This window comes from Streptomyces sp. NPDC005281, from assembly GCF_040607495.1.
Classification (GTDB): Bacteria; Actinomycetota; Actinomycetes; order Streptomycetales; family Streptomycetaceae; genus Streptomyces.
This window is the reverse complement of the sequence record NZ_JBEXGX010000004.1, coordinates 20019-44278: the sequence shown is the minus strand read 5'-3', so window position 1 is coordinate 44278 and position 24260 is coordinate 20019. Positions and strand designations below refer to the sequence as shown.

24 protein-coding genes are annotated in these 24260 nt (G+C 69.6%); 22 read left to right on the top strand and 2 right to left on the bottom strand.

Annotated features, from left to right (window positions below; translation table 11 throughout):
- Nucleotides 1-2: 2 nt before the first annotated feature.
- From ABZV42_RS07250 to ABZV42_RS07155, 20 genes are all read left to right on the top strand, one after another.
- Complete coding sequence (locus ABZV42_RS07250; protein WP_356051115.1) at nucleotides 3-185, top strand: hypothetical protein; 183 nt, start codon at nucleotides 3-5, stop codon at nucleotides 183-185.
- Nucleotides 185-1435, top strand: a complete 1251-nt coding sequence (locus tag ABZV42_RS07245) for a phage portal protein (RefSeq protein ID WP_356051113.1) — start codon at nucleotides 185-187, stop codon at nucleotides 1433-1435. The genes ABZV42_RS07250 and ABZV42_RS07245 overlap by 1 nt, the downstream gene beginning before the upstream one ends.
- A 9-nt stretch (nucleotides 1436-1444) precedes the next feature.
- Nucleotides 1445-2146 (top strand): HK97 family phage prohead protease, encoded by a 702-nt coding sequence (locus ABZV42_RS07240; protein WP_356051111.1) that lies wholly within the window; start codon nucleotides 1445-1447, stop codon nucleotides 2144-2146.
- 240 nt (nucleotides 2147-2386) lie between these two features.
- Nucleotides 2387-3850 (top strand): phage major capsid protein, encoded by a 1464-nt coding sequence (locus ABZV42_RS07235; protein ID WP_356051110.1) that lies wholly within the window; start codon nucleotides 2387-2389, stop codon nucleotides 3848-3850.
- A 71-nt stretch (nucleotides 3851-3921) separates the two neighbouring features.
- Nucleotides 3922-4260, top strand: a complete 339-nt coding sequence (locus ABZV42_RS07230) for a hypothetical protein (protein WP_356051108.1) — start codon at nucleotides 3922-3924, stop codon at nucleotides 4258-4260.
- Complete coding sequence (locus ABZV42_RS07225) at nucleotides 4260-4832, top strand: hypothetical protein (protein ID WP_356051106.1); 573 nt, start codon at nucleotides 4260-4262, stop codon at nucleotides 4830-4832. The genes ABZV42_RS07230 and ABZV42_RS07225 overlap by 1 nt, the downstream gene beginning before the upstream one ends.
- A gap of 19 nt (nucleotides 4833-4851) precedes the next feature.
- Nucleotides 4852-5736 (top strand): hypothetical protein, encoded by an 885-nt coding sequence (locus tag ABZV42_RS07220; protein ID WP_356051104.1) that lies wholly within the window; start codon nucleotides 4852-4854, stop codon nucleotides 5734-5736.
- The gene (locus tag ABZV42_RS07215; protein WP_356051102.1) at nucleotides 5733-6200 is read left to right on the top strand and encodes a hypothetical protein; all 468 of its coding nucleotides are present in this window, start codon (nucleotides 5733-5735) and stop codon (nucleotides 6198-6200) included. The genes ABZV42_RS07220 and ABZV42_RS07215 overlap by 4 nt, the downstream gene beginning before the upstream one ends.
- 12 nt (nucleotides 6201-6212) lie before the next feature.
- Nucleotides 6213-6416 (top strand): hypothetical protein, encoded by a 204-nt coding sequence (locus tag ABZV42_RS07210; protein WP_356051100.1) that lies wholly within the window; start codon nucleotides 6213-6215, stop codon nucleotides 6414-6416.
- Nucleotides 6409-7371 (top strand): phage tail tube protein, encoded by a 963-nt coding sequence (locus ABZV42_RS07205; RefSeq protein ID WP_356051099.1) that lies wholly within the window; start codon nucleotides 6409-6411, stop codon nucleotides 7369-7371. Before ABZV42_RS07210 ends, ABZV42_RS07205 begins: the two co-directional genes overlap by 8 nt.
- Before the next feature lie 17 nt (nucleotides 7372-7388).
- Nucleotides 7389-7841 (top strand): hypothetical protein, encoded by a 453-nt coding sequence (locus ABZV42_RS07200; protein ID WP_356051097.1) that lies wholly within the window; start codon nucleotides 7389-7391, stop codon nucleotides 7839-7841.
- A 74-nt stretch (nucleotides 7842-7915) separates the two neighbouring features.
- Nucleotides 7916-8038 (top strand): hypothetical protein, encoded by a 123-nt coding sequence (locus ABZV42_RS07195; protein ID WP_356051095.1) that lies wholly within the window; start codon nucleotides 7916-7918, stop codon nucleotides 8036-8038.
- Entirely contained in the window at nucleotides 8035-8502 is a 468-nt protein-coding gene (locus tag ABZV42_RS07190; protein WP_356051093.1) for a hypothetical protein, read from the top strand. Before ABZV42_RS07195 ends, ABZV42_RS07190 begins: the two co-directional genes overlap by 4 nt.
- A gap of 25 nt (nucleotides 8503-8527) precedes the next feature.
- Nucleotides 8528-11986 (top strand): phage tail tape measure protein, encoded by a 3459-nt coding sequence (locus ABZV42_RS07185; RefSeq protein ID WP_356051091.1) that lies wholly within the window; start codon nucleotides 8528-8530, stop codon nucleotides 11984-11986.
- 17 nt (nucleotides 11987-12003) lie between these two features.
- Nucleotides 12004-14940 carry a LamG domain-containing protein gene (locus ABZV42_RS07180; RefSeq protein ID WP_356051089.1) on the top strand — a complete coding sequence of 979 codons (2937 nt, stop codon included), beginning with the start codon at nucleotides 12004-12006 and terminating at the stop codon, nucleotides 14938-14940.
- A gap of 13 nt (nucleotides 14941-14953) precedes the next feature.
- Entirely contained in the window at nucleotides 14954-15517 is a 564-nt protein-coding gene (locus ABZV42_RS07175; protein ID WP_356051087.1) for a hypothetical protein, read from the top strand.
- 45 nt (nucleotides 15518-15562) lie between these two features.
- Nucleotides 15563-16372: an N-acetylmuramoyl-L-alanine amidase gene (locus ABZV42_RS07170; protein WP_356051085.1), complete on the top strand. Its 810-nt coding sequence runs from the start codon at nucleotides 15563-15565 to the stop codon at nucleotides 16370-16372.
- A 16-nt stretch (nucleotides 16373-16388) separates the two neighbouring features.
- Nucleotides 16389-16577, top strand: coding sequence for a hypothetical protein (locus ABZV42_RS07165; protein ID WP_356051083.1), 189 nt, complete (start codon nucleotides 16389-16391; stop codon nucleotides 16575-16577).
- Nucleotides 16574-16858, top strand: coding sequence for a hypothetical protein (locus tag ABZV42_RS07160; protein WP_356051081.1), 285 nt, complete (start codon nucleotides 16574-16576; stop codon nucleotides 16856-16858). Before ABZV42_RS07165 ends, ABZV42_RS07160 begins: the two co-directional genes overlap by 4 nt.
- Nucleotides 16859-17011: 153 nt before the next feature.
- The gene (locus tag ABZV42_RS07155; protein ID WP_356051079.1) at nucleotides 17012-17218 is read left to right on the top strand and encodes a hypothetical protein; all 207 of its coding nucleotides are present in this window, start codon (nucleotides 17012-17014) and stop codon (nucleotides 17216-17218) included.
- Here ABZV42_RS07155 and ABZV42_RS07150 read toward each other — a convergent pair.
- A complete protein-coding gene (locus tag ABZV42_RS07150) occupies nucleotides 17215-18261 on the bottom strand; it encodes a helix-turn-helix transcriptional regulator (RefSeq protein WP_356051077.1) in 1047 nt (348 codons plus the stop codon). The two genes, ABZV42_RS07155 and ABZV42_RS07150, sit on opposite strands and share 4 nt — an antisense overlap.
- A gap of 422 nt (nucleotides 18262-18683) precedes the next feature.
- Nucleotides 18684-20783 (bottom strand): hypothetical protein, encoded by a 2100-nt coding sequence (locus ABZV42_RS07145; RefSeq protein ID WP_356051075.1) that lies wholly within the window; start codon nucleotides 20781-20783, stop codon nucleotides 18684-18686.
- A 427-nt stretch (nucleotides 20784-21210) separates the two neighbouring features.
- Here ABZV42_RS07145 and ABZV42_RS07140 point away from each other — a divergent pair, with 427 nt between their 5' ends.
- Nucleotides 21211-22305: a DUF1996 domain-containing protein gene (locus tag ABZV42_RS07140; protein ID WP_355979987.1), complete on the top strand. Its 1095-nt coding sequence runs from the start codon at nucleotides 21211-21213 to the stop codon at nucleotides 22303-22305.
- A 176-nt stretch (nucleotides 22306-22481) separates the two neighbouring features.
- Nucleotides 22482-24230 carry a discoidin domain-containing protein gene (locus ABZV42_RS07135; protein WP_355979984.1) on the top strand — a complete coding sequence of 583 codons (1749 nt, stop codon included), beginning with the start codon at nucleotides 22482-22484 and terminating at the stop codon, nucleotides 24228-24230.
- Nucleotides 24231-24260: the final 30 nt, after the last annotated feature.

Sequence of the window (24260 nt, the reverse complement as noted above, 5' to 3'; positions counted from 1 at the left end):
CCGTGAAGCTGCTGTCCCGGATCAAGCTGCCCAAGCTCAGGCGGCCGCGCCGCACGTTCACCGACCTCACGGACGTCGCCGGCCTCGGCTGCCTCGTGGGCGACGCCTGGTGGTGGCAGCCCCAGGCCGGTCTCGCAGCCCTCGGCGCCGTCCTGCTCTACATCGGATGGGCGGTGGGCGAGTAATGGGTTTCCTCCGCCGCGCCACCGAGCGCCGCACCGTCCAGCAGTTCGGCGACTCCAGCATCCCTACCAACGGGAGCCTGGCAGCGCCGACCGCCTCCGGTGTGCCGGTGAACGAGCAGACGGCGATGAAGCTGATCGCTGTCCACGCCTGCGTACGGATCATCTCCAGTGCCCTGGCGGGGCGGCCGTTGCGGTCCATGCAGAAGCGCGACGACGTCCTCGTGCCCATCACACCCGCCCCGGCGATCGTCACCGACCCGTTCGGCGGACTCAACAGCACCAGGTTTCCGTCACGGCGCGCCGGCCTCAAGCAGATGGCCGTGTCCCTGCTGCTGCGCGGCAACGCGTACGCCTACGTGCTCACCCGCGACTACCTGGGGCGCCCCACCCGGCTGATGGTGCTGCACCCCAGCAGGGTGCGCGTCGAGCTCGACGACGACGGCGGCCGCACCTACTACCTTGACCGGCAGCGCGTCGAGAACCCGGGCGACATCGTCCACATCACCGGCCTTTGCATGCCCGGCGCGGCCGAGGGCATGTCCGTCATCGCCTACGCCCGACAGTCCATCGGCCTGGGCCTGGCCGCCGAAGAGTTCGGCGCCAAGTTCTTCGGCCAGGGCGCCCACCTCACCGGTGTCGTCGAGATGGAAGCCAACCTCGACAAGACGCGCGCCCGAGAGCTGAAGGAGTCCTTCGAGGCCTCCCACTCCGGGCTGCCCAACGCGCACGCGATCGGCGTCCTGTCCGGCGGCGCCACGTGGAAGCCGATCTCGGTCGCCCCGGAGGACGCGCAGTTCCTCGGCACCCGGGCCGCAGCCAACTTGGACATGGCGATGCTCTTCGGGGTGCCGCCGCACATGCTCGGGCAGATCGACCGCACCACCAGCTGGGGAACGGGCATCGAGCAGCAGGCCATCGGCTTCAGGATCTGGACCCTCGACGACTGGCTCGGCACCTTCGAGGACGCGTGGACGACGCTCCTGCCGCGCGGCCAGTACGCGCGCCTGGACACGACCAGCCTCGAACGGACCGACACCGCTGGCCGCTACAACGCCTATGTACAGGGCCGTACGGCTGGCCTGCTCACCCAGAACGAGATCCGCGCCAAGGAGAACCTCGCCCCCGTCGATGGTGGCGACGACATCAACGCGCCGCTCAACAGCGCGCACGCCGGCGACACCGCCGAGCCCGACCAGCCACCGGAGCCGCCGGACGATCCCCCGGTGCCCGCGCCGAAGCCGAAGAAGTAGGAGGCCGTGATGCCTGACCTGTCCGTACGGGCCGATCGGCCCGCCGAACTGCAGCGGCGAGCAATGCAGTTCCGCGATGTCCAGCTGCGCGCCAAGGAGGACGGCACGGGCGGCGACGCCCTGACGTTCACCGGCTACGCGTGCATCACCGAGGTCGGCTACGAGATGAGTGACTGGCTCGGCCCGTTCACCGAGGTCGTACGGGCGGGCGCGTTCGCCAAGACTCTCGGCGAGAACGCGGACGTGCCGCTCCTCGTGAACCATGCCGGGCTCACCCTCGCGCGGACCAAGTCGGGGACGATGCGGCTCTCCGAGGACGACACCGGCCTGCACACCGAGGCCGACCTTGACCCCGCCAGCCCGCACGTCCAGGCACTGCGCTCGGCAATGGACCGCGGCGACGTCGACGAGATGAGCTTCGCCTTCTGGATCACCCGCCAGATGTGGTCGCCGGACTACGACCAGCGGGACGTCCTGGAGGTCAACCTCAACAAGGGCGACGTCTCGATCGTCAACTACGGTGCCAACCCGAACACGGCTGGCGCCACCCTCAACTCCCGCTCCGTCTCCGAGCAGTTGCAGCGGCTGAGCGCCGACGAGCGCCGCGAGGTGTTCGACCGCCTCGCCGGAGAATTCACCCCTGCGCCCAAGGAGCCCACCGGGCCGTCCCTGGGCCTGCTGGAAGCCCGCGCCCGCGCGCTGGCCCTCTGAGGCCCGGTGCGCGCCTACCTCGCCGTCACGATGCCCGGCTGCCTGGTGGTCTACGGACTGACCCGGCTGTTCGAGTCACTCGGCTGGTACCCCTGATCGTTCCACCGCCTGCCATCGCGCCGGAGCCGCGCCGACCGCCACGCCGGACCCCATGCCCGGGGCACCACCTGGCCGGTCACCCGGACCACCACCCGAGCCGCAGGCACGCCACCACCATCCACCCGAAAGGGAATCGCCATCATGCCCAACGCACTCATCCCGGGGCTGATCGAGCGGCGTGCCGAGCGCAAGAAGCAGCTCGACACCCTGCTGGAGACGGCCAAGAACGAGAGCCGCGAGAAGCTCTCGACCGAGGAACAGCAGCAGTTCGACGCGACCGAGCAGGAAATTCGCGACATCGACGTGCGCCTGGCCGAGCTCGACGAGCAGCAGCAGCGCGACGACGCTGCCGCCGACATCGCCCGCCGCCACAGCCTGGGCGGCCGCGCCGAGATCCTCTCCGAGCCGCGCACGTACGAGCGCGACTCCGGGCACAGCTACTTCCTCGACCTCGCCCGCGTCCAGCTCAACCGCGGCGACGGCGACGGCGGCGTCTCCAGCGCCCTGGACCGCCTGCAGCGCCACGGCGCCGAAATCGACGTCGAGATGCCCAAGCGCGAGGCCGCCCGCCGCGCGGCCGCCGAACGCGACCGTGACCGCCTCGACCGGGACATCAACGCCCGGGCCGGCCGCGGCACCGTCTTCGAGAAGCGCGTCAACCCGAACAGGACCGATGGCCAGGGCGGGTATTTCGTGCCGCCGCTGTGGCTGATCGACGAGTACATCGACCTGCCGCGGTTCGGCCGCACCTTCGCCAACTCGGTTCGCAACATGACGCTGCCGCCCGGGACCGACAGCATCAACGTGCCGAAGGTCGCGACCGGCACGAAGGTCGACGTCCAGACCGCCGACGCCGCGGCGGTCCCCTCGCAGGACCTGACGGACACGTCCGTCTCCGCTCCGGTGCGCACGCTCTCCGGACAGCAGGACGTCGCGATCCAGCTCCTGGACCAGAGCCCTGTCGGCTTCGACGAGATCACGTTCGCGGACCTGATCGCGGACTACAACATGAAGCTGGACCTGCAGTGCATCAACGGCTCCGGTACCGCCGGGCAGCTCAGGGGTGTCCTGAACGTCAGCAGCATCAACAGCATCACGTACACCGACGCTTCGCCGACGCTCCCGGAGCTGTACCTGCCGTCGATGCAGGCCCTGTCTCAGGTCGCGACCAAGCGCAAGATGATGCCCACCGCGGTGTTCCTCACGCCGGCGCGCTGGTTCTGGATGGCCTCTCAGCTCGACTCGCAGAACAGGCCGTTCATCCTTCCCGAGACCCAGTCGCCCTTCAACCCGCTCGCCCTGCAGACCGGCGGCGACGTCGAGGGCCCCGTGGGCAGGATGATCAACTTCCCGCTGCTCGCCGACGGCAACATCCCGAACAACCTGGGCGGCGGCACGAACGAGGAGCGCATCATCGCGACGCGCACCTCCGACCTGTACCTGTGGGAGGGCTCGATGCGCTCCCGCGTCCTGCAGGAGGTTCTGAGCGGGACGCTCCAGGTCCGCTTCCAGGTCTACAACTACGCGGCCTTCATGGCCGACCGGCGCCCGGAGGCCATCTCCGTCATCTCCGGCACCGGGCTGGTCGCCCCGTCCGGCTTCTGACCCCAGCTCCCCGGGCCGCTGTTCGAGGGTGCGGCGGCCCGGGGTCCTTCCCCCAGTGAGGAGAGTGTGCGATGCATGACCGCGTCGCTGAACTGGCCGGGCTCCGTAACGAGCTGGCCACCTGCGAGAACGGGCCGCGAGAATCGCGGCGCGAGAAGACCGGCGAGGTCCAGGCGCAGATCGACCGCGTCCGCAGCGAACTGGAAGACCAGGCCGAGAAGATGGAAACGCGCGCCGAGCAGCTGCTCGCGAACGGCCACGACGGGCAGGCCGGCCTTGCAGCGGAACAGGCCCGCGCGATCCGCGTCGCGCTCGACGGGGACACCCCGGCCGAGGACTCGCCCAAGCGCAGCGGAAAGCGCAACACCGCGGCCGCCAAGCCTCCGCAGTCCCGGGGCGGTGTCGCCTGATGTCTCCGCTCGCCAACGGTCGGTACCCGACCAAGAACGCCCAGTGGATGGTGTCCGGGCAGCCCGCCGGGACCTACCGGTCGAACCTCGACCGGGTCGCCACCGTGTCCGACTTCGCGTCGCTGACCACCCAAGTCATGCAGTCTGCGGCCCTGTACCTGCAGGCCGGTGACACCGTCACGAACCTGACCTTCAAGTCCGGTTCCACGCCTGCTGGCACTCCCACCAACTGGTGGTTCGCCCTGTACGACGACAGCACCACTCCGGCGCTGCTCGGGCAGACCGCAGACCAGCTGACCGCGGCCTGGGCGGCGAGCACCTCAAAGACGCTCGCCCTGGCCTCGCCGGTGACGATCCCCCGTACGGGCATCTACTACGCCGGCGTCATGGTGAAGGCCACCACCCCGCCGAGCCTGCTCGGCTCGGGCACCGTCGCCGCGGCGGTCTCCGGGTTCGTCCCCGGCGAGCTGGTCCTCGCGCAGAACTCCGGCGCGTCCCTGACCACCACCGCCCCGGCAACCATCGCGACCCCGTCGGCAATCGGATTCGTGCCGCGCGTCGTCGCCACCTGACCGGAGAGAGGGGGCCCTCGTGACGCTGATCTACTACGCCGGCCAGGACGTCCGGCTGTCCGAAACGATCCTCGACGACACCGGGGCCCCCGTCACCGGTACGCCTACCGTCACCCTGACGGTCACCGACCCCCACGGGATCGTCACCACCCCGGCGACGTCGACCGCCGGCAGTGGCCTGTACGTAGCCGCTGTCCCCGCGGTCGCCGTCGCCGGGATCTGGCTGCTCCGCTGGACGGCGACCGGCACCGGCATCGGCTATGCCTCGGAGAGCCAGTTCCAGGTGCGGCCGCTCGGCGTCGAGCAGATCGTCGACCTCCTCTCGGTCAAGGCGCACCTCAACCTGCCTGTCACCGACACCAGCCAGGACGCCGAGCTGCAGGGCTTCATCCTCGCCGCCGGCGAACTGGCCCGGGACGTAGTCGGACCGCTGCTGCCCGAGCAGCACACCGAGTGGCACAACGGCGGCAACCCGACCATCACCCTGGACTGGCTCCCGCTCGCGACGGTCCTGTCCGTCACCGAGTACGTGTCCGCCTCGACCTGGGTCCTGACCGAGCAGCCGCTGGGCACCTCGACGGACGCCTACGGCTACACCGTCGACCTCGACCGGGGCCAGATCGTCCGCCGGGCCACCGGCGGTGCCGTCTGCTTCCCGCCCGGCATCAAGAACGTCAAGGTCGTCTACACCGCCGCCCCGCCCGGCGGCATCCCGTGGACGGTCCGGCTCGGCGCCCTGGAGCTCATCCGGCACCTTTTCCAGCTCACCCAGCAGGGAGGCCGGCCGCGTTTCGGCGGCGCCGACCTCGACGGAGAGTCCGGCGGTGTACCGACCGGGTTCGCCCTGCCGCAGCGTGTCCTTGAGCTGTGGCAGCCCTTCAAGCGGCCTCCGGGGATCGCATGACCACGCCCATCGGGGACATCCCCGCGTCCAGCATCCCGGCCGCCCGCATGTGGATCTTCAACGGCCTCACCGCTCAACTCGCCGACAGCAAGGGCGTCCTGGTGTGCCTGGACGGCCCCGGCACCTACCAGCCCGACGAGATCATCAACATCGGCGACGTGCACCAGCAGTACAGCCCCGAGAACACCGTCGGCTCCGGCGGCGCGTACTGGCTGCGCGAGGACTACACGATCACCGTGACCGTCGACGTCTACCGCGGTGGCGACGACCCCGTCGGCACCTTCGCCCGGGCCCGCGCGCTCGCCGACCTGGTCGTCGCCGTCGTCCGTTCCGACCCCTCCCTCGGTGGCGCCGTCGACCGCGGCAAGCCCGGCTCCGCGACGCACACGAACGGCTGGACCGAGGACCACAAGGGGCGCCAGGCCGTCATCGAGATCGGCATCGACTGTCTCAAGACCCTGTGAAAGGGGGCCGCTGTGCGGCGCTACACCTACACCGGCGAAGAGGGCCGCTACTACCCGACGCTCGGCCTCACCCCCGAGCCCGGCAAGCGGTACTCCCTCGAGCGCAACCCCGGTGACGGCGACTGGACGCCGCCGGACCCGGAGCCCACCCCGGAGCCGGAGGCGCCCGCCGCGGCGGCCGAGGCCGAGCAGAACCAGGAGAGCAGCGATGCCTAAGCCGTCCCACCTCGCCGTGCTCGGCGTGGCCAAAGAGGTCACGCCCGGTACGCCTGTCGCCGCCACCAAGTGGGTGCCATACAAGACGCTCACGCCCAAGGACGACGTCAACCTGATCCAGGACACCGGGCAGCGCGGTGCCCCGGTCGATGTTTTCGGCCTCTACCCGGGGCAGAAGGGCGCCGAGCTCGACATCGGCGGCGACGTGTTCGCGGACACCATCGGCTGGATGCTCGCGAGCGTGCTGCCCGACCTGGTCACCACCGGCGCCAGCGCGCCGTTCACGCACGTCTTCTCGACCCTGTGCACGGGCGACACACAGCCCACCCCACAGACCTGGACCATTTTCGACCCGCTCAACACCTGGCAGTACCCGGGCGCCCAGTTCTCCGAGCTGGGGTTCAAGTGGAACGCGGACGGGCTCTTCGAGTGGTCGGCGAAGGCGATGTCCTGGCCGTATGCGACGACCACCAGCCCGACGCCCTCGTTCACCTCGGTCGCTCCGGTCGCGAACTGGAACATCACCAACCAGATCGCCGGGGTCGCGACGTTCGTGCAGGACGGCGAGCTGACGATCAAGCGGAACATGACCGCGATCCGCGGCAGTGCCGGCACCCAGAACCCGTACCGGATCTGGACCGGTGACATCTCCGTCGAGGGCAAGCTCAGCCTCGTCATGGAGTCGACCGCCCAGCGCACGGCGTTCCAGGCCGGGACCGTGCAGTCCTTCGACTGCATCTACACCCAGGGCGCCGCCGCGACGACCAACGGCCTGACGCTGCACTGCAGCCAGGTCGCCTACACCGAGGGCACCCCGTCCTACGGCAAGGAGTACATCGAGCTGCCGGTCAGCTTCACCGCCATCGGCAACACCACCGACGTCGGCGCCTCGGCCGGCTACAGCCCCATCAAGGCGACGTTGCAGAACGCGATCGCCGCGAGCACCTACAAGTAGGCGAAGGACTCACCCTCATGAGCATTTCCCGTCACCAGCTGCCCGGCGATGGCTGGGCCGACCTGCGCGCGATGGACGAGGTCCCCGAACGGCTGCGTCGTCCGGTCCGCACCATCCAGATGAAACTGGCGCAGAATCCGGCGTTCGCCGAAGTCGTGAAGGACGCGCAGTCCAGCGGCGTCAAGGCGGTGCAGGACATCGACGAGGCGCAGGCTGTGCAGATGGCCGCGGCGATGGGCGATGACGCCCTGGAGCTGATGGACGACCTGAACGACCGGCTGATCGTCTCCCGGGTGGTGGGCTGGTCGTATGGCCCCGAGGTCACCCTCGACGCGCTGCAGGACCTACCCGGCAAGGTCTATGACCAGCTCAAGGAGATCTGCGCCGAGGGCGCGCTCGCGGCCGGTCCGGACTTCTCACCGTCGACCGAGGCGAACAGCCCTACCGAGCCCTCTACCGCCTCCGCGTAGCGCTAGAGGGGAAACACGACTACCCCGCGCACCAGCTGCCCCTGGACGCGTACCGGGACTGGCAGCTGTGCCGGGTGGTCGGACCGCCGAATACCTGGCTCGACCTGCCCGCCGAGCGCCTGGACTGGATCCTCGCGGTCGACGGCGCGGTCGAGCAGGCCAAGGCCAACGCACAGGAGGAGGCGAACCGCGGATGAGTGAAGTCATCGCCCGGGTTACCGGGTTGCGAGAGCTGGACGGGGCCCTAGAGCTGATGCGCCGGGACGTCGATCTCGCCACCATTCGTGCGCTCAAGGCCACCCAGGCCCTGGCGAAGAAGTCGGTGCGGGCGAACCTTCGTGGCCGCCCACGCTGGGACCACCGCGGCAAGTCATCCCGCACCGGGGCCACGGTGAAACTGAACTTGTCCCCGCATCACGCGACCAAGGGTGGTGGCCCTGGGCGGCTGACAGGGACGCTCAGCCGCGGCGTCGGTGGGGTGCGCCGGCCCCGCCGAACCCTGGCCGGATATCAGGGCGGCGTCGGTGTCGGCGGCGGTGTCCGCAACCTGTACAAGAAGCGCAACGAGGGCCTCTACCCGTACTTCGCCCCCGGGATCCGCCGCGCTGAGCCGCTGATGTCGAAGGTGTGGTTCGAGGCCTGGGGCCGCGCAGTCCGATAACTGAAGACGTGAGGGGGGTGCATCCATGGCCGGCCTGCCTCCCGTGTTCGTGGAGTTCCTGGGTAACTCCGCAGGTGTCCGTCGTGCGATGACGGACGTGCGCCGGGAGTCCCGCCGTACTGCCGAGGAGACTGAGGGCGCGTTCGCCAGAACGGGCCGCCTGTCCAAGGTTGCGATCGCCGGAATCGGCATCGCCGCTGCTGGAGTTGCAGTCAAAACGGTCAAGATGGCCGGTGATTTTCAGGTCCAGATGACGCGCGTGCGGACCGGCGCGGGCGAGTCGGCGAAGAACATGCAGACCGTCGGCCAGGGCGTCCTCTCCATGGCCGGACAGGTCGGCCAGTCCACGGAGGAGCTGACCAAGGGCCTGTACATGACGGAGTCCGCCGGGTATCACGGCGCGGACGCCCTCAAGGTCCTCAAAACCGCGGCGATGGGCGCCAAGGTCGGTGCCGCCGACCTGAATACGACCACGGACGCCGCGACCACGGCGATGAACGCCTACAAGATGGGCGCGGGCTCCGTCACCGACGTCATGAACTCCCTGATCGCGACCGAGGCGGAGGGCAAGACCAACCTCGAAGCGCTCGCGGGCAGCATGTCGACGATCCTGCCGGTCGCGGCCGCCGCGCACGTCGGCCTGCACGAGGTCCTCGGCGCGATGGCGACGATGACCGCCCAGGGCACCCCTGCCGCAGTGGCGGCGACCTACCTGCGCCAGACCATCGGCCAGCTGTCCAACCCGTCCAACAAGGCCGCGACCGAGATGAAGAACCTCGGGCTGTCCGCGGTCGAGGTCGGCCAGAACCTCGGCAAGCGAGGCCTCGCATCCACGCTGACGATGCTCACGGACGCCATCCAGAAGAAGATGGGGCCGGCGGGAACGGTTCTCATCCGGCACCTGCAGGGCGCGAGCAAGAACACGACCGAGTTCCAGCGGGCGCTCGCCAACCTGCCACCCCAGCAGCAGACCTACGTCGGCGCGCTCGCCACCATGGTCGGCGGAACCAAGAGCATGCAGGCCGCACTGCAGCTGACCGGCCCGCACATGAAAGATTTCATCCGCAACACCAAGGGCATCGACGAGCACGTCAAGGCCGGCGGGAAGTCTGTTGAGGGCTGGGCGGACGTCCAGAAGAACTACAATCAGAAGCTGGCCGAGGCCAAGGCCTCCGCCGAGGCGCTCGGCATCCAGATCGGGCAGTTCCTGCTGCCCACCTTCCAGAAGATCATGGGTGTCGTCGCCAAGGGTGCGTCCTGGCTGGCCGCACACCGCAACGCGGCCAAGGCCCTCGCCATCACCATCGGCGTCGTCCTGGTCGTGGCCATCTCCGCACTCACCGCCGCCCTGTACGAGATGGCGGCCGCGGCCGCGGTCAACCCGGTCACGTGGATCGTCGTCGGAGTCATCGCACTGATCGCCGCGATCATCCTGCTCGCGATGCACTGGAAAGCCGTCTGGGGCTACGTCAAGCAGGTCGCAGGCGACGTCTCCAGGGCCGTCACCGGCGCCTGGGACTCGGTGCGCGACGGCACCGTCTCCGCCTGGAACTCCACCGTGAACTGGGTCAAGGGTGCCTGGCACGCGATGGGCAGCTTCTTCTCGTCGGCCTGGCACGCCGTGGCGGACCCGGTCGTGCACGCCTGGCAGTGGCTGAAGCGCACCACGATGACCGTGTGGAACTCCATCACCGCGTTCTTCAAGAAGTGGTGGCCCCTGCTCCTGGTGATCTTCGCGCTGCCCATCGCGATCCTGCTCGCGATCTGGAACCACTGGCACAAGCAGATAATCAGCGCCTGCAAGACCGCGTGGCACGCCGTCAGCGGGTTCCTCAAGAGCGTCTGGAACGTGATCAAGTCGGCGGCCGTGACCGTGTGGGGTGTGATCGCCACCGCGGTCATGACGCCGATCCTCGCGGTCTGGGGCTGGCTCCAGTCGATCTGGGGCACGATCTCCGGCTGGCTGAGCTCCGCCTGGGGCGCCATCGCAAGCACCGCGGCGTCCTGGTGGGGGCAGATCAAGTCCGCGATGACGGGCCCGGTGAAGGCTGCCTGGCGCGTCATCTCCTCGACCATGGGCCAGGTCACGCACGCCATCGCGAGCAAGCTCACCGCCGCCTGGAATGCGGCGAAGAGTTGGGGCGGAAAGTTCTTGTCCATCGGCAAGAACATCGTCATGGGCATCGTCCACGGCGTCGAGCACGCCGGCAGCGCCCTGTGGGGCGCGCTGAAGCACCTGGCCAGTAGCGCGCTGGATCACGCCAAGTCGTTCCTGGGCATCAACTCGCCCTCCAAGGTGTTCGCCGACCACGTCGGCAGGGGCATCCCGGAGGGCATTGCCAAGGGCGTCAACGATCACGCTCACCGCGCGCACACGGCGGTGCGGCACCTCACCCGCAAGCTGGTCGTCACCCCGGCGTGGAAGAAGTACATCGCGATCGGGACGTACGTGATCTCCAGCCTCGTGCAGGGGCTCACCGCGTCCACGGCCCGGGTGAAGACCACGGCCGCGCACATCGCGTCGCTGCTCTACCGCCAGTTCGGGTCCGCCGGCCACCGGCACCTCCAGGCCCTGGTCAAACGAGACGGCGCCCACCTCGTCCAGTTGGCCAACCAGCGCGACCGGATCACGATCAGGCTGAAGGCCGCGAACAAGAAGCTCGCGGACCTCCAGAAAGACTGGAAGAAGGTCCGGGACGACGTCGCCTCGAGCGTCATGCAGAACGTCTCCGTCGTCACCGCGCTGCCCGAGGGCTCGGTCGCCCTCACGAGCCAGGACGTCGTGGCGAATATGCGGGCACAGGTCGCCAAGGCGAAGAAATTCGCTGCGGACCTGATCAAGCTGCGCAAGGAGGGCCTGCGGGCCGACCTGGTGCAGCAGATCGCCGACTCCGGCGTCGACCAGGGCGGAGACACCGCCGCGGCGCTCGCGGGCGGCAGCAAGGCCCAGATCACCGAGATCAACAAGCTGCAAGGGCAGGCCAAGACCGCCGCGGGCAAAATCGGTTCGGCCACCGCCGATGCGATGTACAAGGCCGGCATCCAGTCGGCCCAGGGCCTCGTGCGAGGCCTGAAGAGCCAGCAAAAGGCGATCGCCAAACAGATGGCGCACATCGCCAAGGCGATGGCGGCCGCCATCAAGCACGAGCTGAAGATCCACAGCCCGTCGCAGGTGTTCCACGAGATCGGCACCTTCATCACCGCAGGCCTCGCCCGGGGCATCCACGCCACCACCCGGACCGCCGAGGCCGCCGCCCTCGCCATGGCCGGGGCCGTCTCGGCGGCCGGAATGCCGGCCGTCCCGAAACTGGCAGGCGTGCGCGCACCGGCGTTCGCGGGCGCTGCCGGGGCAGCGGGCGGCGTGCTGGAGCTCACCACCATCGTGCAGCTCGACGGCGACGTGCTGTTCCAGAAGATGCAGCGCCGGGCCCTCCAGCACGAGCGCCGGAACACCAGCAACGGCCTCTCGGCCAAGACGATCTGACCAAGGGGGCCCTCGCCGTGACCGTCCCACCCGGATTCCCTCTCGACGACAACCCCCTGATCGCCACCTATCCCCGCGTCCTCGTCCAGATCGCCTGGAACGCGGGCGGAAACTCGACCGCCCCGAACCACTGGTACACCGTGTCCAAGCGGCTGCGCGGCAACTGGAAAGCCACGGTCGCCGGACGGCAGTACGAGCTGGACACCGTCACCTCCGGGTCGATGACCTTCGCCCTGGACAACCTCGACGGCGCCTTCGACCCAGACAACAGCGCCTCGTTCTTCTACCCCTACGTGCTGCCCTACCGGCGGGCCCGCCTGGTCTGGCAGGTCCAGCCCAGCCGGAACCTGCTCTACTCGTGGATCACCAACGGCACCGATGCGACGAGCCTCGCCGCATCCGCGGGCACGATCAGCGTTGCCACCGGCCTGTCCGCGTCCCTGTCCGGGCTGACCACCGCCCACACCTGGGCCGTCCCCAACGCGACCGGGTCCGGCGCCGTCTTCGGGTTCAGCGGCGCGACCAGGTCGTGGGCCTCGTTCGACTGCGAGGGCACCACGGTCACCCCGGGAGCGTCCTACGCCGCCGGCATCGACCTCCAGCTGGCCTCCGGAGGCATGAGCAGCCTCGGCCTCCAGCTGCGGATGCAGTTCTACAGCCTCACCGGAACCCTGCTCGGCTCGGCGACGAGCTCGGCGACGTCCATCACCACCAGCTGGGCGCGCCTGAACTGTGCGGGCACGGCGCCGGCCGGCGCCGCGTTCGCCGTCGTGTCCATCGCCACCACCGCGACGACCACGTCGGCGACCACGGTCCGCGCCACCGGATGGCAGCTGGAGCAAGCGGCGGCCGCCACCGGCTGGGCAGGCTCCGGCAGTTGGGTCCAGCTGTGGCAGGGGTTCGTCGAGCGGTGGCCGCAGTCCTACGACAAGAACGGCAAGTACGGCCTGGTCGACGTCACCGCGGTGGACGCCCTGGCCCCACTCTCCCAGCTCACCTACCAGAACGTGATGCCCGGCTACGCGTCCGCCATCCAGCCGGGCAACCTGCAATGCCTCTACGACCTGGCCGCGCCCGGTGCCAGCCCGGACGTGCCAGCGGGCAGTGCATTCCTGCCCTACGCCGGAGCGCAGGTCGGCACCGGAGGCCTGGACATCGTCGGCGCGAACATCGTCACCGGCGCCTCGATCACCTCCACCAGCGATCTGGGGACCCTGTGGGGGGTACCGGGCCCGGTGACCACCCTGTCCAGCAACCAGGCGGCCGCCCTGGGCACCAGCGCAGGGGCCACCTACCTCGCGCCGTGGGACGGGACCGACCGGCTCATGCTGCCCAACGGCGGATGGACCCGGGTCATCTGCTTCCGCACCACGAACCAGCCCGGCACCGGCGGCCGTTTCAACACCGCCACTCTGTGGGCCGCGACCGGGCCCGGCTACATCACCGGATCCGGGAACCAGTCGGTGGCGAGCCTGGAGATCTACAACACCGGCCAGCTGAGTATCAAGCTGCAGAACGCCGGCAACACCGCCAGCTGCTACGTCCTCAACCCCGTCTCCGTCTGCGACGGCAACTGGCACTGCGCGGTCATTTCCCTGTCCTCGGACGGCAAGACGGCGCGACTGGTCGTCGACGGAGTGTTTTCCTCACCGACCGCAGCGGCCTCGATGGGGTCGTCGACGTACACCGTCGATGCCATCGGCGCCATGATCACGACGAACGGCGAGAACACCAGCCCCTTCAACGGCGACATCGCCTTCTTCGGGCAGTGGAACACCGAACTCGACGCGGTGAGCGAGGGAGAGATGACCCGGGGGTTCGCCCTGGGCTGGTCCGGGGACGCCGTCAGCACCCGCATCGCACGGCTGCTCAGCCTCGCCGCGTTCCACCCCGGCTCGGCAGCCAGCTTCTCGTACCTCGGCAGCCAGGGAACGCTCGGCGCGATGGACCTGAACGGCCGCACGGCCCTGGACGCCATCCAGGAGAGCGCGGACACCGAGAACGGCCAGTTCTCCGCCGACCGCAACGGCAACCCCTCCCTGCACGGGCACCTGTGGCGGTGGATCCAGAACACGCCCGTCGCCACCTTCGGCGAGAACCTCGCGGGCGGCGAGATCCCGGTCAAGGACGACATCAAGTTCGAGCAGGACCCGGCGCACCTCTACAACGACATCCAGGTCACCTGCGACGGCGCGAGCGACGCGACCGACGTCACCCGGATGCGGGAGGTGCAGGACGCCACCAGCCAGGCGGCGTACTTCCCCCAGACCCTGACGCGCACCATCAACCCCCAGTCGGTCGTCACCGGCCTGGGCATGGCCAACTACCTCCTGTCGCTGTACAAGGACCCGCACACCCGGCTCCAGACCCTCACCGTCGACCTCGCGCACAGCCCGTCCGTGCAGGTCAAGGTGAGCAAGCTGAACTTCGCCGACCTGGTCCGCGTCATGAAGCGCCCCACGCTGGCCCCGGCCAAGCAGATCGACGGGTTCATCGAGCAGATGGAGTGGTCCGGCGACGACACCGGCGCCGTCCTTCAGCTGCGGGCCCAGATCTCCCCGAACTCCCAGTACCGGTACTGGATCATCTCCGCAGCCTGGGCCGCACTGACCACGTCCCCGGCCTCCGGTGTCAGCGTCATCACCGTCGGCCCGGTCTCCGGCAACAACAGCATCGCCGCGCAGGCGGTCATCCCGGCCGGGTTCACCATGGTCCTCGGCTACGGCACCGCCAACGTCGAGACCGTCACCGTGCAGTCCGTCCAGACCGTGTCGGCCGGCTACAGCACCGTGCAGCTCACCCTCGCCGCCCCGACCACCAAGAGCCACACCGCGGGCGACGTGATCTGTTCACCGCTGCCGGGCTCCACTCTGCCGCCCGGTGGCAGCTACCCGTCGTGCTTCGACGCTGCCGCACTCTTCGGCGGCACCTCACCCCTGTTCGGATTCGGATGACGCCGGAGGCACCGTGACCACCCGCCCCACCCTCACCCCGGCCACCGCCGGGTTCCCCGCCTCCGACGCCTGGTGGCTCGCCCAGGTCTACAACCCCCTCAACTACCTGTACGGGCAGCTGCCCGTCGAGACGTACAAGACGAGCGACACCACGATCACCAGCTCCACCACGTTCGCGTCCGACCCCGACCTGCAGTGCACCCTCGCCGCGAACTCCGTCTACCGCGTCGAGATGTACCTGCACTTCGCGGCCCTGGACGCGGCCCGCTTCAAGACGCAATGGCTCGTACCGGCGAGCGCCACCGGCAACCGGTCATGCATCGGCCCCGACCAGGGCGTCATCCTCTCCGGCACCAGCTCCGGCGGCACCGGCCGGTTCGGTGTCCACGGTTTCACCACCGCGTCCACCTACGGCACCCGCGACAGCGCCTCCAACCTCTGCGCCGCCATCGAGGAGGCCGTCGTCACCACGACAACAGGCGGCACCCTCGCCCTGCAGTGGGCGCAGGCCACCTCCAACGCGACCGGCAGCAAGCTCGGCGCCGGTTCGTACATGCGCGTCAAGCTCCTCTCGTAGCCACCCGCGCGCCGACGCGTCACCAACCCCTGTGAGGAAGGCAGCATGACCCGCATGCCCGGCGCCCTGTGGCGCCCCGTCGTCAACCACCACCCCAACGGCGTGAAGGAACACCGCGGGCTCGTCCTGCACGTCCAGGACGGCAACAACAGCCCGTACGGCTGGTTCAACAACGCCGCCGCCGAGGCCAGTTCGGACTTCTGGGTGTCCAAGTCCGGGGCCATCGAGCAGTACGTCAACACCGGCGTCGACTACGCGTGGGCCCAGGCCGCAGGGAACCCGTACTACGCCAGCGTGGAGACCGAGGGCCACCCCGACGAGCCGCTCACCCATGAGCAGATCGAGGGCGTCGCCAGGATCTACGCCTGGGGCCACGCCGAGTGGGCGTGGCCGCTGATAGTCGTCGACTCCACCACCCTGCACGGCCTCACCTACCACGGCGTCGGCGGCGCGGCCTGGGGCGGACACACCGGATGCCCGGGCGACCTCCGAAAGCCCCAGCGCGCCCAGATCATGGCGCGCGCCGTCGAGCTGGTCGCGCCGCCGGCACCGCACCGCACCGTGTCCGTCGCGCACATGGTCGCCGCGATGAAGAAGGACGCAGCCGGCGCCCAGGGCCACGTCACGTACAAGACGGAGGCACTGCTGCTGGAGGACGCCCTGTACCGCGAGGGACTGCTGTCCAAGGCGTACGCGACCGACGGGAGCCTCGGCACCAGGACCCGGCGCGCCTACAAGGCGTGGCAGAAGTCGGCGGCCGGCGGCTCCCTCACCGGCGCCGACGCCGACGGCTACCCCGGCATCTCGTCCCTCGGCCGCCTCGGCGCACGCCACGGCTTCACCGCCACCGCCTGAACCGGAAGGACTCACCATGCGAATCGCCAGCTCCTGGAAGGCCGTTGTCGGAGGCGTCGCGGCAGCTCTCGCGTCCCTGGGGACCGCGCTACAGGACGGAGTCCTGACCTCGGGGGAGGGACTGACCGCCGTGGCGGCAGGACTCGCCGCGGCAGGGCTCACCTGGTTCGTCCCCAACCGAGCCGCCGAGACGAGCAGGCAGTGACCGTGCCCGAGGCCTCGGTAGCGGTCGAGCTGGAGAGGCTCCGCGGTACGGTCGCCACCGGTTTCGCCGAGGTCAAAGGATCGTTGTCCGTCCTCGTTGAGCGCTCCGACCGCAACGAGAAAGACGTGCAGAAGCTGCGCACCGACACGGAGAAGGACCTGGCGGAGCTCCGCGCCGACGTCGAGGCCCTGAAGCGGGGCCGATGGCCGCTCCCGGCGCTCGGCGCTCTCGCCGGCATGGCGGGCGCCGCGGCCGGATTCCTGGCCCTGTTCGTCCGCTGACACCACCAGCAGTCCCACAGGCCCCTGTCCTCCCCTCCGGGAGGGCAGGGGCCATCTTTGCGTGCCCGGCGTCGGAGGCCGCGGATATGCTGCCCGTAGCCTCCGGGGCCCGACTCCCCGGGGGCGCCCTACTGTCGGGAGTAGATCAGCGTCATGGAATACCGAATCGCGTATCGCGTCCTGCCCGCCGGCGTCGGACCGGACGACTACGAGCCAGCCGACCTCGAGCCCCGCGAGGACGTCGTCGAACTCCCCGCGCCCGAGGGCGGATACGGCCCGGCCGTCCCCGACGTCCAGGCAGCCCTGCGGGACATGCTCCCCGACGGCGACGAGCCCATCGCCATCCGCTTCCTCGACTAGACCCGGGCCCGCGCGTCCTCGAACCGCGCCCGGTAGTGGGCGTGGTCACGCGGGAACCGGGTGAGCTCGGGCAACGCATCACTGAACTGCGCGGCCGCAGCAGCCCAGTCACGGCACACGTACGCCGTATCGGCCGCCTGCAGCCGCGCACGCAGTGGGTCGAGCCAGTACAGCCAGCCCGGCCGGTCTCCTTCGTCCGGCACCCGCAGCGCGAGTTCGAGCGACTCGTCCGCCAGGCGCCGGGCGAGGTCCCTCTCTGAGCACGCCGCGGCCGCCATCGCCGCCTGGTGCACGGCGGCCGCCTCCGCCGCCGGCGACAGCGCCTGCGCACCGCCGTGCCGGGCGCCCTGCGCAGTCCGCAGGGCCCGCATCGGATCGCCGAGCCGAAGACTGTAGTGCGCCCGCACCCGCTGCGCCCACGACGCCATGTCGTCCTGCCCGGCGTCGACGGCCCACCCGTGGGCGAGGTCGATCCACGCGAGCGCCGGACCGCGCCGTCCTTCCTGCCAGGCCACCCACGACAGCCAGTGCGCATGCTCGGCCGCCAGGAGCATGAGCCGGTCGGCGACGTCGCCAGATGCATGCGGGACCAGTGCGGTCACCGTGTCGACCTGGGAGCGGACGATGGGCCACAGCTCGCGGCCGCCGATCTCGTCCTCGGCCCGCCGGTGCTCCGCCAGGACCCGGCTGATCCAGTCCGCCGTGCGCAGGTCCATACGCCCCCGGTAGTGCGCGTGCGCGATCCGCTCGCGCAGCTCCGCCGGCGGACCCCATTCCTCGGACGACCGCTGTTGCATCGGTCCGCCCAGCTCGATCGGCACTGCCAGCCCTTCTGAGAAACGGGCCACCACGTCTTCGCTCGTGACCCGCGCCCGCCCGCTCTCCAGGCGTGACACGCGGCCCTGGTCCATCCCGACCAGCTCGCCGAACGCGGCCTGCGAGATGCCCGCCAGGGCCCGATACCGGCGGATGATCGTGGGCCAGTCACGGGACGTCCACGCCACACGCAGACGACCGTCAGCCCAGAGTTCCCGACCACTCATAGAGCGACCATACGGCCACTACATGTAGCCGCTACATGGGATCGCGCGTATTTCCTCCCGACGATGAGGGCTCATCACCGAGTCGGGTCGGAGAGGCACAGAGCAATGAGCGAACACACCAGAGGGCCCCTGCGCCCCGTCGAGGACGGCGCAGGCACACTCGTCCACCCCGGGCGCGACCGCAGGCTCGCGGCCGAGCACTGGCTGCTCTCGGCTGCAGCGAACCAGCAAGAGGCACGTACGCACTGGGCCGATGGCGACGTCGCCATCCTGAACCTGGGCACCCTGTTCTCCGCCGTCCGGATCCCGGCGGATCTCGTCCTGGCCGTGGCCATGGAACCGGTGCCGTCCGTTCACGTCGACGAGGTCCTCGCAGAGGTCCTCGCCGGCCCCGTCGTCTGCGATCCCCGGCACCAGCGCTACTACGCGCTGGTGCCCGCCAGCATGCCCGTCACATGGACGGACGCGGTCGCCGACTGGAGAAGCCGCGGCGTCGAAATGCTCGGCCGCGAGAGCGTCCTGGGCGTCCCGGGCCTGACCCGCACCGAGATCGGCGTCCACCAGCTCGCGTCGTACTGGTCCGTTCCCATGGACTCCGCGGGAGAGCTGTGCAGCCCGCTCGCCGTGGCTCGACTGCTCGCGGTAGCCATGCGTTCGATGCCGGAGGACCTGGCACAGTGACCACGTCCATCGACACCATTCGGCTCCTCCTTCACGAGGTGCCTCACGGCCAGGACCTCACCGACGCTCAGCGCACCGGCACCCAGTGCGTGTGGTGCGAGGCGGCGTACGAGCCTCGTTTCGTCGACCTCGGCGGCATCTCGGCCCGCTTCCGGCCGCAGGGCTGCGCCGACTGTCACCCGCTGCACCTGGCCGTCGTGCAGACATATTTCGAGTGGGCCGACCACGTCGCTGGCTGCGTGCTCTGCGCGGACAAACGGCCCTGTCCTTCCAGCGGCCGGATGCGGGACGGACACGCCCGGGCACGCCAGGACGCTGGCGCCCAGGTCACACCCAGATGCTTCGACTGCGCCGGGCCCGTGGAACTGCAGCATCCGGCCCTGCCCGTCCTGTGGCTGGGCGAGGCGGCCGCCCCGCACCTGCTCTACTCCCACGCTGGCCTTTGCCCCGTCACGGAGGTGACACCGCATGCGTAAGGGGCCCCTGATCGCGTACCTGACAGCCCTGGTCATCCTCGGCGGCGCCCTCATCTGGGGCATCGCCAACAGCGGCAGCGGCTGCTGACGAAAAACTGTGGCCCCGCCGGCCGACCGGCGGGGCCACACGCGTATGCACATTCGGGCCCTTAGTCGAGGTATCAGCGTCGTGGAGTTGACGGGCCCGGCGTCGATCAGGAAACCGGCCAGCCGGATGCCGCCCACGTCGGCCGTCCTGAGCACGGTCACGCCGTTGTCCGGGATCAGTGTGGCGTAGCCGAGTCCGAGGATCACGGTTCCCGCGCGGTTCACCTGGATCGGCTGGTCCAGCCGGTAGATCCCCGGTGTCAGCAGCAGGTGGAGCCCCTGTGCGAGCGCGGCGTTCAAGGTGGCGGCGGTGACCCCGGGTTTGGCCACGTAGAACTGGCCGAGCGGCAGCGACGTGCCGCGCGGAGTGCCGTTCCCCCAGGTGGTGCCGCGCGCGTTGACGCGCTTCTCCGGCAGGAACACCCGGTACTCGCTGCCGCTGAGATACAGGAACGGCTTCTCGCGCGACACCGGTGTGGTGTCGAGCGTGGTGTACGGCGGGTTCGGGAAGGAATGCGCCGGCGCGCCCTGGACGCCCGAGAACACCATGTTCCAGACGGCGTTGACCCAGCCGCCCACGAAACTGTCGCGGGTGTACCACTGCTGCTGCGAGTACGGTCCGACGGAGCCGTCGATCCGGCTGTCGGCGATGTATCCGCCGCTGGCCCAGCCGTAGCCGTCGGGCGCGAGGTTGAGTCCACCCTTGACGTGCATACGACGGAACGGGGCGGCCTGGGCGACCGCCCACCGGTTGGTGCCGCTGACCGGGCTGAGAGCGAGGTTCTCCGCCGAACGCCAGAAATTCTGGGTGGCGTTGCCGTTGAACCAGCCCGCGTCGACGGTCACGTCACCATTGATCGTCGTGTCGTCCGGTGACAGGCCGAGGCCCGCGATCGAGGTGTAGAAGCCCAGTTGGGCGTTGAGCCCGCTGTACGTGCCGGGCTTGAACAGGAACGCGTAACGGCCCGTGCCGAACTGCGCCGACTCCTGCTGCCGGAAGACCTGGTCGAGCTTGGCCTGGATTCCCGGCGTCGACGGGCTGAACACGATGACGTTCGGGCCCAGATCGCCGCCGCCGGGAAGGGCAGACGGCCGCCGGACCGACGAGGACGTGACGGAGGAGGAGGACGAGGCGGGCTCGGTGGGGGAGGCGGACGCCGGTGAGGACAGCGCGAGCAGTCCGGGCGCGGCCGCGCCGGCCGCCATCGCTCCGAGAACGGTGCGCCGGGCGACGGTGGAACGACCGGGGTCCGGGGCGTCTGTGGGGGTTGAAGGCATGGGGGGCGACTCTCCTGGTTCAGGAAGTGAACGATGGGAGGTACGGGGGAGCGCTCTCTCGCCGATGCATGCTTCAACCACGTGAACGACGCGTCAAGAGTTGCGACCGGAGTCCGGCATGTCATTGGGCGAAAAGAGGCCAACCCAGCCCTGATTTGGGCTGTTTGGCGGTCCTATGCGTTCACCCCTGGGTCGGACACGGCTCCGGCATTGTGTTCAAGAGGTGCGCACAAATCGCCTCGTGATCCTTCGTCAACTCTCTTGACACTCGGAAGCGGCCGCCGCAACACTCCTCGACGGGAGAGCGCTCTCCCGTTTCCTCGGCACATGTGATGGACCGTCACGCGGACGGTCCGGCGGGGCGCCGGCTCGGCGCCGCCCGGCCGTTCGACCCCCACCGTCCCCATCGACGTGGCAGGAGGTCTCCATGGCACGGAGATCGAAGATCGTCTCAGGAATGCTGATGTCAGGCGCGCTGGTGCTGACCTCGTTCGGCCTGGCGCAGGTGGCGATGAGCGCGGACCCCGCGTCCGGCCCACCCTCGCCGGCGGCCGGTTCGACCGTCGTCCACGCCGCTCACGCGATGGCCGCCTCGACGCTCTCCTCGCCGGAGGACCCGGACGGCGACGGCTACATCCCGGCGAATCCGCAGGTGACCGGGGTCGTCCCGTCCAAGGCGGATCCGACGCACCGCTACTTCCACGAGTTCCAGGCGAACTGCTCGGTGACCCGTACGAGGCCGGACGACCCGATCGTCTACCCCGGTCAGCCGGGCAAGTCCCACGACCACACCTTCATGGGCAACACCACGACCGACGCGGCCAGCACGACCGCCTCGCTCGACGCCGGTTCGACCACCTGCAAGGCCCCGGGCGACAAGTCGGCCTACTGGATGCCGACCCTGCTGAAGGGCGGCACACCCGTGCTGCCGGTGGGTCCGCAGGTCATCTACTACAAGGCCGGTGTCACCGACTACACCAGCGTGCGGTCCTTCCCGAAGGGGCTGCGGTTCGTCGTCGGCAGCCCGATGCAGTCCGCGGCGGACTTCCGCAACCACCGGGGATTCGTGGAGGGATGGGAGTGCGGCAACAGCTACTTCAACGTCGACTTCCCGCAGCAGTGCCCGAACACCGCCGACGTCCAGCTCAACATCCGTTTCCAGGCACCCAGTTGCTGGGACGGCAAGTACCTCGACACGCCCAACCACCAGAGTCACATGGCGTATCCGGTGGTCAACCCCGGCACCAACGACAACATCTGCCCGGACGACCACCCGGTCGCCCTGCCGATGATCGAGTTCAAGATGGCCTTCCCGGTCAACGGTGACATGTCCCAGGTCAGGCTCGCGAGCGGTGCGGGCTACTCCTTCCACTACGACTTCTTCAACGCGTGGGACCCGCCGACACTCAAGGCGCTCGTCGACCACTGTGTCGTCGGCGGACTCCAGTGCGACGCCCGCGGCTACGACCAGACGCACCCCGAGGCGGGCGCGGCACTCGACGCGAACTACCGGCTCCCCTGACGGGACAGGGACGCGTTCCGCCGGACCGGCGCACACCCCGGCCCGGCGGAACGGTGCACCCCCGGCGCGGATCGCGCCCGAACCCCTCGTCCGAACCCCACATCCACCCCCGTCTGCACCCCTCGCCCCGTCACCTGCACCCTTCATCCCCTCACCCGTATCCCGGACGGACACTCATGACCGGATCCCGTACCACCCGGCGCCGTGTCGCGGCGCCCCTCACCGCGGGCCTGCTCGCGGCGGGAGCACTCGTCCTGCCCGCCCAGCCGGCCCAGGCGGCCGGCGGCGTCGTCAAGGTCACCGGCTCGCAGGGCAACTGGCAGCTGACCGTCGACGGAAACCCGTACCAGATCAAGGGCCTCACCTGGGGGCCCGCCGTCGCCGACGCCGGGCGCTACACGCCCGACCTGAAGTCGATGGGCGTCAACACCGTCCGCACCTGGGGCACCGACGCCTCCAGCAAGCCCCTCTTCGACGCGGCGGCGGCCCAGGGCATCAGAGTGATCGCCGGCTTCTGGCTCCAGCCGGGCGGCGGTCCCGGCAGCGGCGGCTGCGTGAACTACCTGACGGACACGGCCTACAAGAACCAGGTGCTCACCGAGTTCCCCCAGTGGGCCGCGACCTACAAGGACAACCCCGGCGTCCTGATGTGGGACGTCGGGAACGAGTCCGTGCTCGGGCTCCAGAACTGCTACAGCGGCGACGAGCTGGAGCGACAGCGGGACGCGTACACCACGCTCGTCAACGACATCACGAGGAAGATCCACGCCGTCGACCCCAACCACCCCGTCACCTCCACCGACGCGTGGACCGGCGCCTGGCCCTACTACAAGAAGAACGCGCCCGACCTGGACCTGTACGCGGTGAACGCCTACAACGCCGTCTGTGACATCAAGTCGGCCTGGCAGCAAGGCGGTTACACCAAGCCCTACATCGTCACCGAGTCCGGTCCCGCGGGTGAGTGGGAGGTCCCGGACGACGCCAACGGCGTCCCCGCCGAGCCCACCGACCGGGCCAAGGCCGACGGCTACACCCGGGCGTGGAACTGCGTCACCGGGCACAAGGGAGTCGCGCTCGGCGCCACGATGTTCCACTACGGGACCGAGTACGACTTCGGCGGCATCTGGTTCAACCTGCTGCCCGCGGGCGAGAAACGGCTGTCGTACTTCGCCGTGAAGAAGGCGTACGGGGCGGACACCTCCCGGGACGACACCCCGCCGGTGATCACCGACCTGTCCGTCGAGGGGGACCCGGGCAAGGTGCCCGCGGGCCGCGACCTCACCCTGTCGGTCAAGGCCACCGACCCCGACGGCGATCCGGTCACGTACGAGGTGCTGGACAACAGCATGTACATCGACCAGAGCAAGCAGCTGAACTCGCTGCCCTTCACCGACCTCGGCGGCGGCCGGCTCAGGGTGACCGCGCCGGACCGGCCCGGTGTGTGGAAGTTCTACGTCAAGGCCAAGGACGGCAAGGGCAACGTCGGCGTCGAGACCCGTTCCGTCCGGGTGGTGCCGCCCACACCGAGCGGGACGAACGTCGCCCTCGGCAGGCCCGCCACCGCCTCCTCGGCCCAGACGGGCGGCGGAGACTGCCCGTGCGCCGCGCCGAACGCCGTCGACGGGAACCTCAACACCCGCTGGGCCAGCGACTGGAGCGACCCGCAGTGGCTGCGGGTCGACCTCGGCAACCGCACCTCGTTCAGCCATGTGCAACTGGTCTGGGAGACCTCGTACGCCAAGGCCTACTCACTTCAGACCTCGGACGACGGGCAGAACTGGACCACGGTCCGCACGGTCACCGACGGCAACGGCGGAGTCGACGACCTCGACGTGTCCGGCGCCGGCCGCTACGTACGGGTCAACGGCACGGCCCGCGGCACCGGATGGGGCTACTCGCTCTACGAGTTCGGGGTCTACAACTGAACCGCGACAGCAGTGGAGAGCGCTCTCCCG

Coding starts and splice junctions, on each gene's coding strand:
- ABZV42_RS07245 (WP_356051113.1), top strand. CDS start 185: ATGGGTTTCCTCCGCCGCGCCACCGAGCGCCGCACCGTCCAGCAGTTC.
- ABZV42_RS07240 (WP_356051111.1), top strand. CDS start 1,445: ATGCCTGACCTGTCCGTACGGGCCGATCGGCCCGCCGAACTGCAGCGG.
- ABZV42_RS07235 (WP_356051110.1), top strand. CDS start 2,387: ATGCCCAACGCACTCATCCCGGGGCTGATCGAGCGGCGTGCCGAGCGC.
- ABZV42_RS07230 (WP_356051108.1), top strand. CDS start 3,922: ATGCATGACCGCGTCGCTGAACTGGCCGGGCTCCGTAACGAGCTGGCC.
- ABZV42_RS07225 (WP_356051106.1), top strand. CDS start 4,260: ATGTCTCCGCTCGCCAACGGTCGGTACCCGACCAAGAACGCCCAGTGG.
- ABZV42_RS07215 (WP_356051102.1), top strand. CDS start 5,733: ATGACCACGCCCATCGGGGACATCCCCGCGTCCAGCATCCCGGCCGCC.
- ABZV42_RS07205 (WP_356051099.1), top strand. CDS start 6,409: ATGCCTAAGCCGTCCCACCTCGCCGTGCTCGGCGTGGCCAAAGAGGTC.
- ABZV42_RS07200 (WP_356051097.1), top strand. CDS start 7,389: ATGAGCATTTCCCGTCACCAGCTGCCCGGCGATGGCTGGGCCGACCTG.
- ABZV42_RS07190 (WP_356051093.1), top strand. CDS start 8,035: ATGAGTGAAGTCATCGCCCGGGTTACCGGGTTGCGAGAGCTGGACGGG.
- ABZV42_RS07185 (WP_356051091.1), top strand. CDS start 8,528: ATGGCCGGCCTGCCTCCCGTGTTCGTGGAGTTCCTGGGTAACTCCGCA.
- ABZV42_RS07170 (WP_356051085.1), top strand. CDS start 15,563: ATGACCCGCATGCCCGGCGCCCTGTGGCGCCCCGTCGTCAACCACCAC.
- ABZV42_RS07165 (WP_356051083.1), top strand. CDS start 16,389: ATGCGAATCGCCAGCTCCTGGAAGGCCGTTGTCGGAGGCGTCGCGGCA.
- ABZV42_RS07155 (WP_356051079.1), top strand. CDS start 17,012: ATGGAATACCGAATCGCGTATCGCGTCCTGCCCGCCGGCGTCGGACCG.
- ABZV42_RS07150 (WP_356051077.1), bottom strand. CDS start 18,261: ATGAGTGGTCGGGAACTCTGGGCTGACGGTCGTCTGCGTGTGGCGTGG.
- ABZV42_RS07145 (WP_356051075.1), bottom strand. CDS start 20,783: ATGCCTTCAACCCCCACAGACGCCCCGGACCCCGGTCGTTCCACCGTC.
- ABZV42_RS07140 (WP_355979987.1), top strand. CDS start 21,211: ATGGCACGGAGATCGAAGATCGTCTCAGGAATGCTGATGTCAGGCGCG.
- ABZV42_RS07135 (WP_355979984.1), top strand. CDS start 22,482: ATGACCGGATCCCGTACCACCCGGCGCCGTGTCGCGGCGCCCCTCACC.